Source organism: Clostridium sp. TJA038, from assembly GCF_058310255.1.
In genome coordinates this window covers 197,218-210,162 of the sequence record NZ_JBZEFA010000002.1, presented here as the reverse complement: position 1 = coordinate 210,162, position 12,945 = coordinate 197,218, and the positions used below count along the sequence as shown (strand labels likewise).

At 27.2% G+C, this 12,945-nt stretch carries 9 protein-coding genes and 1 riboswitch; of the genes, 6 read left to right on the top strand and 3 right to left on the bottom strand.

Going from position 1 to position 12,945, the window contains the following annotated elements; translation table 11 throughout:
* Nucleotides 1-19: 19 nt before the first annotated feature.
* Nucleotides 20-400: a ribosomal maturation YjgA family protein gene (locus tag AC4FQV_RS06815; RefSeq protein WP_491139699.1), complete on the bottom strand. Its 381-nt coding sequence runs from the start codon at nucleotides 398-400 to the stop codon at nucleotides 20-22.
* Nucleotides 401-553: 153 nt separating this feature from the next.
* Between AC4FQV_RS06815 and AC4FQV_RS06810 the strand changes: the two genes are divergently transcribed.
* Nucleotides 554-1,228: a DUF975 family protein gene (locus AC4FQV_RS06810; RefSeq protein WP_491139698.1), complete on the top strand. Its 675-nt coding sequence runs from the start codon at nucleotides 554-556 to the stop codon at nucleotides 1,226-1,228.
* 44 nt (nucleotides 1,229-1,272) lie between these two features.
* Here the strand turns inward: AC4FQV_RS06810 and AC4FQV_RS06805 are convergent, their stop codons facing one another.
* The gene (locus tag AC4FQV_RS06805; RefSeq protein ID WP_491139697.1) at nucleotides 1,273-3,930 is read right to left on the bottom strand and encodes a calcium-translocating P-type ATPase, PMCA-type; all 2,658 of its coding nucleotides are present in this window, start codon (nucleotides 3,928-3,930) and stop codon (nucleotides 1,273-1,275) included.
* Between the two features lie 607 nt (nucleotides 3,931-4,537).
* Nucleotides 4,538-4,639, top strand: a riboswitch (purine riboswitch).
* Between the two features lie 199 nt (nucleotides 4,640-4,838).
* Between AC4FQV_RS06805 and AC4FQV_RS06800 the strand changes: the two genes are divergently transcribed.
* The 3 genes from AC4FQV_RS06800 to AC4FQV_RS06790 all read left to right on the top strand — a co-directional run bounded on the left by AC4FQV_RS06800 (nucleotide 4,839) and on the right by AC4FQV_RS06790 (nucleotide 8,254).
* Entirely contained in the window at nucleotides 4,839-5,411 is a 573-nt protein-coding gene (locus AC4FQV_RS06800; protein WP_491139696.1) for a xanthine phosphoribosyltransferase, read from the top strand.
* Nucleotides 5,412-5,759: 348 nt separating this feature from the next.
* Entirely contained in the window at nucleotides 5,760-6,686 is a 927-nt protein-coding gene (locus AC4FQV_RS06795; RefSeq protein ID WP_491165170.1) for a DMT family transporter, read from the top strand.
* 194 nt (nucleotides 6,687-6,880) lie between these two features.
* Nucleotides 6,881-8,254 carry an APC family permease gene (locus AC4FQV_RS06790; RefSeq protein ID WP_491139694.1) on the top strand — a complete coding sequence of 458 codons (1,374 nt, stop codon included), beginning with the start codon at nucleotides 6,881-6,883 and terminating at the stop codon, nucleotides 8,252-8,254.
* Nucleotides 8,255-8,356: 102 nt separating this feature from the next.
* On the opposite strand, the gene AC4FQV_RS06785 is transcribed toward AC4FQV_RS06790, so the two are convergent.
* Nucleotides 8,357-9,655: a DUF389 domain-containing protein gene (locus AC4FQV_RS06785; protein WP_491139693.1), complete on the bottom strand. Its 1,299-nt coding sequence runs from the start codon at nucleotides 9,653-9,655 to the stop codon at nucleotides 8,357-8,359.
* A 249-nt stretch (nucleotides 9,656-9,904) separates the two neighbouring features.
* On the opposite strand from AC4FQV_RS06785, the gene AC4FQV_RS06780 reads away from it, so the two are divergent.
* Nucleotides 9,905-11,290: a TldD/PmbA family protein gene (locus AC4FQV_RS06780; RefSeq protein WP_491165169.1), complete on the top strand. Its 1,386-nt coding sequence runs from the start codon at nucleotides 9,905-9,907 to the stop codon at nucleotides 11,288-11,290.
* Between the two features lie 13 nt (nucleotides 11,291-11,303).
* Nucleotides 11,304-12,653, top strand: a complete 1,350-nt coding sequence (locus AC4FQV_RS06775; RefSeq protein ID WP_491165168.1) for a TldD/PmbA family protein — start codon at nucleotides 11,304-11,306, stop codon at nucleotides 12,651-12,653.
* The last annotated feature ends 292 nt before the right edge of the window (nucleotides 12,654-12,945 follow it).

Sequence of the window (12,945 nt, the reverse complement as noted above, 5' to 3'; positions counted from 1 at the left end):
CTTGTTTGCTCTAAGTTTTTTACTTAGAGCTTTTTTTTATAAATATTTTATCTATAAATAAGGCTATTATTATGCCTACAGTATAGCAAATCAAGTCGCTAAATAAGAAACCATGCCCAAGGATTAAGGAGCCTAAAGTAGTATCTCTGATTCTATTTATCCATGGTGCTTGGTATATTTGACTAAACTCTATTGAAAAGGAGAATATTATTGCAATTAAAAAGCCATAATTAAGGCTAAGTTTAGGAAATAAAAATCTAAATCCAAAGTAAACCATAGATGCCCAAAGCGTATCACCTAAATATGGAGCAATTAAACTAGGCATATAAATTATAAATTTTCTAGAACATAGTCCTAAAATCATACATAAAATTGTTAAAATAAAGTATTTTTTTCTCATTAATCTCTTCCTTATAGTTAAATTTATTTTAAATAAGTATATATACAATTATATCAGAGTTTAAAAAGATTAATACAAGTAATTTGTTTTGGTGGCAAAATATGGTATAATCGAATAGAATAAATTAATTAAATAATTTTTAGGGGGATAAATTTGAATTATAGGATTGAATGTAAAGAGGATGCAAAAAATCTTTTAAGTGGACGGTGGAGTAATGCTGCTGGGGCTACTATAGTTTATGCTTTTTTTAATATTGTATTTAGTTTCTTATTATCAATAATTCCTTTAGTGGGTTGGATTTTACTTTATTTTCTTACAGCTTTTTTAACAGGAAGTTTTATAAAATATTGTATGAAGTTAACTGAAAGTGGAGAAAGGGTTAAGTATTTAGATTGTTTTATAAGTTTTAAGGCAACATTTAAGATTACAGTTTTTAATATATTAACATCTATATTATCTATATTAGTATTAGTAATTATATTTCCTATTATTTTAGCTCTATCTTTGCAAAATAGTGTTTTTATACTTTTAATTGCCTTTTTAATAATTTTAGCTTTTTTAGCTTTATTAATAGAGGCTATATTATTTCCTATTCCTATGATTTTTACAGAGGATGAGAATGTGGGCATTTTAGAAGCTTTAGATATTAGTATAAAAATAACTAAGGGACATAGAATAGCTTATATAGTAATGAAGTTAAGTTTTATAGGATGGATAATTTTATCTTGGCTTATTTTAGGTATAGGTATGCTATGGCTACAACCTTATATGACTTTATCATATTACCTTTTTTATAAAGCTATAAGAAGTGACAATAATTTTATATAAAATAAAAAAGACCAAAGTAAAAATTTACTTTGGTCTTTTTTATTTTAAGCAGCTTTATTTTTATTAGGTGCTTCTGCTACTGTTTCTTTATGATTTTTAGTAACTTTTTCTCTTATAAATTTAAAGGCTTGTATAACTATAAATGTGCATAGTGATAAGCCATATATAGTAAATAAATTATTAAGTGTAAGTGGTGCAACTTGGAATAATCCTTTAAAAGCAGGAACTAAAAGAACTACATTTAAAAGAATAAATCCTACACCAAAAGCAGCCCATAAATATTTATTAGAGAAAAGTTCTTTTGATAATACATGATTTTTAGATTTACTATTAAATCCATGTACAAGTCTTGATAAACATAATGTAGCAAATGCCATTGTACTTGCTAATAAGGCTCCACCTTGATTTAAACCTATATAGAAAGCAATCATAGTTACAATTGTAATTACTACACCTTCAAATAATACATCTGCAATAAAGTCTTTTGTTAAAATAGAAGCATTAGCTTTTCTAGGTTTTTCTTTCATAACATCTTTTTTATGAGGTTCAAGACCTAGTGCAATTGCAGGTAAACTATCTGTTAATAGGTTTATAAATAATAGATGTACTGCAGCAAAAGGTACTGGTAAAGCTAATATTGAAGCATATAAAACACATAATATACCAGCTGTGTTACCAGATAGTAGGAACTTAATAGCATTTTTAATATTAGCATAAATATTTCTACCATTTTCAATTGCTTTTACTATAGTTGCAAAGTTATCATCTGTTAAAACCATTGATGCTGCATCTTTTGCAACCTCTGAACCTGTAATACCCATTGCAACTCCTATATCAGCTTGTTTTAAAGCAGGAGCATCATTTACACCGTCACCAGTCATAGCAACAACATTACCTTTTTCTTGCCATGCTCTAACTATTCTTATTTTATGCTCTGGAGAAACCCTAGCATACACAGAAATATTTTCTACCATATTTTTAAGTTCTTCATCAGTAACTTTATCTAAGGCAGAACCTTCAATAGCTTCACTTTCATCTTTTAATATACCTATTTGCTTTGCGATTGCAGAAGCAGTTATTTTATGGTCTCCTGTTATCATTACTGGTTTAATTCCTGCTTCTATACATGCTTTTACAGCTTCAGCAGATTCCTCTCTTGGAGGGTCCATCATTGATATAAGACCTATGAAAGTTAAGTCATTTTCATCTTTAAGAGTTATATCAGTTCTACTTTCTATATTTCTATATGCAAAAGATAAAACTCTAAGTCCTGTTCTTGAGAACTCTTGGTTAATTTCTTCTATTTTAGCTATGTCTTTTTTAGTTAAAGGTCTAACACCTTCTGAAGTTTCTATTTTAGTAGACCTTTTTAAAAGTACATCAACAGCACCTTTAGTTGCTATTATGTTTTGACCATGAATATTATAAACAACACTCATAAGCTTTCTATCAGAGTCAAAAGGTATTTCTCCAAGTCTTTTAAATTTATCTCTTTGTACAAGTTCATCAACACCATATAAATCTCCAAGATTTACAAGTGCAACTTCTGTTGGGTCTCCTATTTCCTTTTCACAATCTGTAATTGCATCATTACAAAGTAAACTCATTGTTAAAAGGTCATTATCTATTTTCTTTTCTAAATTTAATTCATTAGATTGTATAACTTGTCCATCAACAAAAATCTTTTTAACAGTCATTTTATTTTGAGTTAAAGTACCAGTTTTATCTGAACAAATTATAGATACACTTCCTAAACCTTCTACAGCTTGAAGTTTTCTTACAATAGCATTTTCCTTAGCCATTTTTTGAGTTCCTAAGGAAAGAACTATTGTTACTATAGAACTTAAAGCTTCAGGAATAGCAGCAACTGCTAAGGCTACAGCAAACATGAAGGCTTCTATAAGAGCTTCACCTCTATAAATACTAATAGCAAATACTATTGCACATATTACAAGGATTGCAATTGCAAGTTTTTTACCAAAGTTATCTAAGTTAGTTTGAAGAGGAGTTTTCTTCTCTTTAGTATCATTTAATAATTGAGCTATTTTACCTATTTCAGTATTCATACCAACAGCTGTTGCTAAAATAGTAGCTCTACCATAAGTTACTAAGCTACCTGAGAAGACCATATTTTTTCTATCACCTATAGGAACCTCTTCTCCTTTTATTATTTCAGACATTTTTACAATACTTTCAGATTCACCAGTTAATGAACTTTCGTTAACCTGTAAGCTATAGTTTTCAAGTATTCTACCATCACAAGGTATATAATCTCCAGCTTCAAGAAAAATAATATCTCCAACTACAACATCAGTAGAGTCTATTTCTATTCTTTCACCATTTCTAAGTACTTTGGTTGAAGGAGAGGATAGTGCCTTTAAGCTGTTTAAGGATTGTTCTGCCTTTACATGTTGAATTGTTCCAAGAGTAGCATTTACTATTAAAACAAATATAATAACAGCAGCACTTTCAAAATCTCCTAAAAACATAGAAATAGCAGCGGCACATATAAGAATTATTATTAGCATGTCCTTAAATTGGTCAAGGAATACTTGGAAAGTGGATTTTTTCTTTCCTTCAACTAGTTCATTTTTGCCGTATTTCTCTTTCATTTTTTCAACTTCAGTGCTGTTTAATCCATCTTTGTTTACACCGAGTTCTTTGAAAAGTTCTTCTTTAGATTTTGAGTAAACTTTTTTCATAAAATTAACTCCTTTCTTTCCTAATATTAGCCTTTAGATAAAGCTTATTGTTACCAAATAATATCTATTTATAGGAGACAAAAAAATAAGACTTTTAATATAATCTAAGGAATAGTCAATGAAATGTCTTGAATTCCTTAGATTATATTAAAAGTCTTGTAACCAAATGTTGGTGTATAATACCAGGTAACTTTTAGTTAACCGCGTTGTTGATATTATAACTTGTAACTACTCCCTCTTAACACAAAAGATATTATTAAGTTTAATATCATATTATATCTCTTAGTAATCTATGTCAATAATATTTTATTACGAAAATAATAGTATTTTATTAATATTTTGAAAAGGGTATTAATAATGGATATACTATTTTAAAAATCTTAGTCTAGGAATTTTTATTAATTACTAAAAGTATAAGAGTATTAAAATATAATTTAAAGTTAAGTCTATCATATAGAACTTAGTTTCTATTAATTTATAGGTTTTATTATAACAAATATAAATATAATAAACTTATTTATGATTATTATATGAGGAATTTAGAGTATTTTTGTATATAAAACTTTACATTAAAAGAATAAATGTTTATAATACTACTTAATAATTAAAAATAACTTTAGAAGTAAATCGTATATGCTCGACGATATGGGTTGAGTGTTTCTACTAGGAGGCCGTAAACATCCTAACTACGAATATATAGGTGATTTCTGTACTTTTTGAAATGATTATATATTCCTAGGCTTTTGCTTGGGAATTTTTTTGATTAAAAAGTATTTATTTAAACTAATGCTTAATTTATTTTAAAGCTTTTATAGAAATTATCTTTATAGTAGAGGATAGTGGCTTATATTAATTGAATTTAAAGATAACTATATTACTAAATAATTTTTATAACAGGGAGAAGAAAAATGGAAGCATTAAAAGAGAAGATTTTAAAAGAAGGAAAAGTTAGAGAAGGAAATATACTTAAAGTTGATTGTTTTTTAAATCATCAAATGGATATAAAGTTTTTAAATGAAGTAGGTAAAGAATTTAAAAAAAGATTTGACGGAGAAAAGATAGATAAAATACTTACTATAGAAGCTTCAGGAATAGCTATAGCAGGAATAACTTCACAATATTTTGATTATGTTCCTGTGGTTTTTGCTAAAAAGACTGAGAGCTTAAATTTAGATAAGGATGTTTATGAATCAAATGTGCATTCTTTTACAAAGAAAAAAGATTATAAGGTTAGAGTAGGAAAACAGTTTTTAAACAAAGGGGAAAGAGTATTAATAATTGATGATTTCCTAGCTCAAGGATGTGCTACTAAAGGAATGATTGACCTAGTAAATCAAGCAGGTTGTGAATTAGTGGGTATAGGAATTGTAATAGAAAAAGGATTCCAAGAAGGAAGAAAAGTTTTAGAAGATTTAGGCGTTAGAGTGGAATCTCTTGCAATAATAGATAAATTAGAAAATAATAAGGTTTATTTTAAATAAATACTATTTATAGACTACCTTAAAAGTTTTTAAAAAATTTTTAATGCTTTTAAGGTAGTCTTTATTTTTTTTTTGTTTAATTTATAAGCATATGAATAATTTTATGTTAATTCTTTCAAAAAAGTAATAAAACTTACAAAGTGAAAAATATATTACGGGTTTTATGTTGTAAGTTTTTTAGATTATTAGTTAATTAAAGTAATTTTAAGCTAGAAGAAATAAATTTGTGTATTACAAGGAAAAATGAAATTTATTAAAGGAAAAATGTCATTTTTAAAACTTTAAAAAATTGTTAATAAGTATATAATATAATTTGTGCTAAAAATTAAGAAAAAAAGAGGAAATAAGATGAACCAAAAGAGAATTGGAATAACCCTAGTTTTAATAGCAACAGTTTTTTGGGGGATAATGGGTATAAGTAGTAGGATTTTATATGAAGCAGGTTTAAGCACGATGTTTATAGCCTTTGTTAGAAGTTTTTTATCTTCCATATGCTTTTTAACTTGGATAGTATTAACTGATATTAAGATTTTAAAGATTGACTTAAAGGGGTTAGCTATTTCAGCATTATATGGTATTGGCACCTTTTCTTTATGTTTTATTGGTTATAATTTATCTGTTGAATATATACCTATATCTGTAGCTACAGTACTTATGTTTACTAATTCAATATGGGTAACAATCTTTGGTGTTCTCTTTTTTGGAGAAAAGTTAAATAAAAAAAAGATAACTGTTATTTTTCTTACTTTAATAGGATGCATTTTAGTTTCTAATATGTCCTTATCAAAGGGAAATTTAAATACTATTGGAATTTTAGCAGGTTTAGTAACTGGATTTTTATTTGCTTTTCAAATAGTATTTCCAAAGTTTTTTATAAATTATAGAAAAGATACTTTGCTTATTTATGGCTATATTTTTGCAAGTTTATTTTTAGCCATGTTCACAGATTTTAAAGAATCTATAAACATAATTATGACTTCGCAAAATATTAAAATGGTCATATTAAATATATTATCAATAGGTGTTTTAAGCACTTTTATATCTAATACATTCTATATAAAATCAACTGAGTACATAGAAGCTAGTGTAACTAGTATACTAGCTTCTATGGAACCTGTTTTATCTAGTGTATTTGCCTTTTTTATTTTTGGAGAATTACTAAATAATAAACAAATACTAGGGGCTATATTAATAATATTTGCAGCTATACTTTTAGAATTAAATTTAGAAAAATATAATATAAAAAGTTTTTCAAGTTTAAAATTTATAAAATAAAAACTAATAAGTTAATAACTTTATAATATAGATTTTAAAAATCCCTGACTTAAAAGAAGTATTATAAATTATTATAAGACCACATATTTTTATGTGGTCTTTTTTATTTATGAAAATATTTCTTAAAAGTGAATAAAGTGTTAACATATAATGTATAAAGAAAAATAAAATAATTCTAAAGGGGGAGTAATTTAATGAATATTTTTAGAAAGCAGAGCTTAAAAAGAATACTTAGCGAAGCAAGTGAAAATAAGGAGAGAACCCTAAGTGCTTTAGATTTAACTTTAATGAGTGTTGGGTCTGTAATTGGTACTGGGGTTATGGTTTTAACTGGAATAGTTGCATCTAAGCAATCAGGTCCTGCTACCTCTATAGCTTTTATAGGTGGGGGAGTTGCAGCAGCTATAATTGTACTTTGTTATGCTGAGTTTAGTTCAAGCATCCCAAGTGCTGGTGGTTCATATTCTTTTACTTATGTTTCGCTTGGAGAAATTATTGCATATATTTCAGGGCTTTGTATAGTTATAGGATATACTTTATCAACAGCTACTGTAGCTTCTGGATGGGGCTCGTATCTTTTAAGTCTTTTAGAAGTTTTGGGAATAAATTTACCTAAAGCTTATACTGCAATACCTAGCGAAGGTGGAATTTTAAATTTGCCAGCAATGATATCTATTTTATTTATAACATTTATAATATCTTTAGGTACAAGAGAGAGTAAAAAGGTTAATGATATTATGGTATTTATAAAAATTGCAGTTATTGCACTTTTTATAGGAGTTGGAGTTTTTCATATAAATACAGAAAACTGGCATCCTTTTGCACCCTTTGGAGTTAAGGGAATAATAACTGGTACAGCATCTTTATTTTTTGCTTATTGTGGGTTTGATGCTACGGCTTCTGCAGCAGAAGAAGTTAAAAATCCACAAAAATCCTTACCCTTAGGTCTTATATCTTCTTTAATAATTTGTACATTGATATACATAGCAGTTTCTTTAGTTCTTACAGGAATGACCTCTTATACTAATTTAGATGTAGGTGATGCCTTATCTTATGCCTTAAAATTGGTAGGACAAAAATGGGTGTCTTTTGTGGTATCTTTAGGAACAGTTATAGGAATTTTAGCAGTAATATTTGCAGGTAACTTTACAACATCTCATATTCTTTTAGCAATGAGTAGAGATGGACTTTTGCCAAAGACTTTTAGTAAAGTTGATAAAAAAGAAGTTCCTTATGTAGCCTTATGGACAGTTGGGATAATTGGAGCTTTATTAGCAGGATTTTTTAACTTAGGTCAATTAGCAAACTTTGCTAATATAGCATTTTTATTAACCTATACCTTAGTTTGCATATCTTTAATAGCTTTTAGAAAAAAATATCCTGAGGTAAAAAGAGGGTTTAAAACACCATTAGTACCTTTAGTACCTATATTAGGTGCATTAAGTTGTTTATTTTTAATGACTAATTTATCTAAAAGCACTTGGATTATTTTTATTTTAGTACTTATTTTACTTATAATAAGTTATTTATTTTATGGTAAAAAACACTCCTTAGTAGGTAAAGAATAGTTTTAAAATTTAATAAAAATAAGGACTATAGAATTTTTTAAAGTTTATAAATTTTATAATTTATAAGTTTTAAAATTATTTATAGTCCTTTAAATTTAAATATTAATTATTAGTAGTTGTCTTTGCTTCATCTACTTTTTCATAATAAATCTTTGCATTTTTTAATTGAGGATTAGATAAGATGTATGAATTAATTGCATCTTTATCAATAGAATCCTTAGAATGATTTATTATAAATACAGGAAGTTCATTATCTAAAACACCGCTATAAATATTACTTATATCACTAAACTTATCTTTTAAAGAAGAAGTAACTGAGTTTACAGCAGAATTTAAACTATTTTGACTATTAGAATTTTTTCCTTTATTTATTTCTAAATCTCCTATAAATCCTGAATCTTGTTCTTTAATTTTATCTAAGTACATTTTAAGTTCAGGTAGATTATCTGTAGACTGTTGAATTATAAGTTTATATCCACTAAAGTTGTAGTATTTCAAGGCATCTTGAAGTCTTTCTTCCTCTGGTTTATCTATGGCATTTCCTATTATAACTAAATCTATAGTCTTATCTTTTGTATTTATATCTTTATTTAAAATATATTCAGAAGGCAATTCATTTTCAATAAAGTTACTAAGATTTGTATTATCTATGAAATTATTAACCATATTAGCAGCGGAAAGTAAGCTTGGTATAGTTACAATTATTGTAGATACTATGATTATTTTCTTTAATTTTTTTTGTTTATCTTCAGATAAAGTATTTCTAGTTGGTATTCTCATAAACTTTACAACAAGTAATGCTGAAAGAGCTATAAAAAATGAGTTTATAAAGAATAGATAACCAGCACCTAAAAAAATATGTATATTTTTAGTAGCTAATCCATATCCACTAGTACAAAGAGGTGGCATTAGAGCAGTTGCTATAGCTACACCTGGCAATATGTTTCCTGGTTTTTTACGAGTTATACCTACAATTCCTGCAATTCCTCCTGCAAAGGCTATTATTACATCCCAGATATTTGGAGTTGTTCTAGATAATATTTCACTTCCAGCACTAGATATTGGGCTTAAAGAAAAATAAATTGTTGCAGTTGTTATACTTATAAGAATTTCTATGCCTAGTATAATTGCAGCTTTTTTTAATAATTTTAAGTTATATATTCCTACGGAGTAACCAATTGCAATTATAGGACCCATAAGAGGTGAAATTAACATAGCACCAATAATAACAGCAGTTGCATTCATATTTAGTCCAACAGAGGCTATTATTATTGCACACATTAAGATTATAAAATTAGAACCACCAATATTTACCCCATCTAAAATGTTTTCATGGATTTCATCGTAGGTTGCCTGGTCTTTTTTAAATTCATTAAAAAATTTTTGTTTAGTAATCCTCACATTAATTCCTCTTTTCTTTAGATTTTATAAATGATTTTAATAATCTAATTTTAAGCTAATTACTATAAGATGTCACTTTACAAATAGGTGTTAATCATCTAATAAGTTTAAATATGTTTTAAAAGCCTAATTTATCTAAAAAATTTTATAATGTTAATATTTATTTTAATTGTATAAATTTTAATTATATATAATTAGAATATAGTTAACAATTAAAATGTATTTTAATGAGTTTTTAGGAGTGATTTAATGTTAAGTAAAGATAAAATAAAAAAGATGCTTTCTGTAGCACTTAGCACAGGAGGGGATTTTGCAGAGGTTTTTGTTGAGGAAAAAATAAATAACAATATTATATTAACTTCAGGAGTTGTTAAGGATATTATTTCAGGAAAAGATTATGGAATTGGTATAAGAATTTTTAAAGGTTTAAAGTGTGTATATGCTTATACTAATGATGACTCTTTATGTAGTTTAATAAATACTGCCAAAAAAGCAGCTTTAGCTTTAGGAGATATTATTGAAGGAGAGAGTATTAATCTTAATTTAGTTGAAAGAGTAAATACTAATATTCATCCTATTTTATATGTGCCTTCCTCTATAAACTCTTTTAAAAAGATTGAAAAGATGAGGGAAGCTTATAAAGGTGCAAAGGAGTATAGTAATGAAATATCTCAAGTTACTATTACTATGAAAGATGAGGATCAAAAGATTTTAATAGCTAATAGTGAAGGACTATTTACTGAAGATAGAAGAATTAGGTCAAGAATAGCAGTAAATTCTATAGCATCAAATGGTATTGATAATCAAGCAGGTTCTCGCTCACCAGGTGCATCTATGGGCTTTGAGTTTTTTGACACAATAGATTTAAGTGATTTAGGAAAAGAAGCTTCTAAGTCAGCAGTAACAATGCTTCATGCAGATTATTGTAAAGCTGGAAAAATGACCGTAGCAATTGAAAATTCCTTTGGTGGTGTTATCTTCCATGAAGCTTGTGGACATTCGCTTGAGGCTACTGCAGTTGCTAAGGGAAACTCTATTTTTTGTAATAAGCTTGGAAAGCAGATAGCATCTAAAAAAGTTACTGCAATAGATGATGGGACTATACCTAATGCATGGGGGTCTTTAAATATAGATGATGAAGGAGAAAAAACTAAAAGAAATATTTTAATAGAAAATGGAATACTTAAATCATATATGATTGATAAGTTTAATGGAAGAAGAATGGGGATGAAATCAACAGGAAGTGGAAGAAGAGAATCCTATAAGTATGCTCCTACATCAAGAATGACAAATACCTTTATAGCAAAGGGAGAAGATGATAATGATGAAATAATAAAATCTATTGAAAATGGATTGTATGCAAAACAAATGGGAGGAGGTTCAGTTAATCCTATAACTGGTGATTTTAATTTTAACATTCTTGAAGGATATTTAGTTGAAAATGGAGTTATTTCTAAAGCAGTAAGAGGAGCAAGTTTAATAGGAAATGGAGCTGAAATTTTAATGAATATAGATATGGTTGGGAAAAATTTAGCTCATGGTCAAGGGATTTGTGGTTCTTTAAGTGGCTCTGTTCCAACAAATGTAGGGCAACCGCTTTTAAGAGTTAAAGAAATTACAGTTGGGGGAAGATAGGAGGTTTACTATTATGGAATTTAAGGATTTTAAAGAAAAATTATTTAATAGAGCTAAAGAGCTTAATTTTGAAAAGTATGAATTATATTATGGTAAGAGCGAAGCTTTAAATATAACTTCTTCTAAGGGGGAAGTTGAAAGATATGGTTTAAGCACTTCTATAGGTGTTTCTTTTAGAGGAATATATAATGGTAAGATGGGATATTCATATACAGAAAAATTAGATGAAGATTCAATAGACCTGTTAGTTTTGAAAGCTTTAGAATGTGCAAAGCTTATAGAAAGTGATGATTCTGAATTTATTTTTGGAGAAAAGGAGAAGTATTTTAAGGTCAGTACTTATGATGAAAATATAGTAAATTTAACTCCTAGTAAACAAATTGATAATGCTATAAGGTTAAGCCTTGAGCCATCAAATATAAATTCTGAAATATTAAAAAGTGAATACACAAAATTTAATACAGCTATTATTGAGAGAAGAATAGTTAATTCTGAAGGAATAAATTTGAAGGAAGAAAAAACAATTGCTAGTGCCTCAGTTTCTCCAGTTGTTAAAGAGGGAGAAAATATGATTATAGATGGTGCTTATAAGATTTCAACTAATTTAAGCGATATAAATATAGATAAATTAATTAAAAAAGGAATAAATAATACTTTAAGAAAAAAAGGTGCTACTTCAATACCATCAGGAAAATATAAGGTTATTATAGAAGGCGAGGTTATGGCTTCTTTAATAAGAGTAATGGAGAGTAATTTTTTAGGTCATATAGCTGAAGAAAATAAAACTCTTTTAAAAGGTAAAATAGGAGAAAAAATTGCATCTAAAAAGCTCAATTTAATAGACAATCCATTTTTAGAAGGAGGAATTTCAAGTTGTTCCTTTGATGATGAAGGAGTTCCTACAAGAGTTAAAGAGATAATTAAGGAGGGAATTTTTAAAGGTTTTTTACACAATTTGAAAACAGCAAATAAAGAAGGGGTAAGGGCAACAGGAAATGGTTTTAAAGCTTCATTTAAATCCCCAGTAAAAGCAAGTCCTACTAACTTATATATAAAAAATGGTGATAAATCCCTTGAAGATTTATTAAAATTTGTAGGTAATGGAGTTTATATAATTGATTTAGCTGGACTTCACTCAGGTGCTAATGCAGTAACAGGAGATTTTTCTTTAGCTGCTGAAGGGATAAAAATAGAAGAGGGAAAATTAAAAGGGGCTATAAAACATATAACAATTGCAGGTAACTTTTTTGAGTTATTAAATAATATAGAAGAAATAGGAGATAACTTAGAAGAAAGTGGGGTAACTTCTGGTTATGGTAGTCCTAATATTGTTATTAAGGAACTATCAATAGCTGGAGAATAAGTAAATAAGTAGCTTTATATCATGGTTAAAAGTATATTCTTATATATACTTTTAACTTTTTTTCTAGGGAAAATATATTAAACTTGGAAAAATTTTTTCATAAATTTCTCTTTGTGTCAATATAGTATATAACAAAATTATAAAGTAAAAAAATTTTAACGTTATTTTTATTAAAAGCATATATAGGTTGACTTTAAAAATATGGTTAAAGTGTTAAGGTATACTTGATTAAGGGATTTAATCTTTTTTTTGGAAATTAAAATATTAAATTTCTTATATGTTTTTACTATTA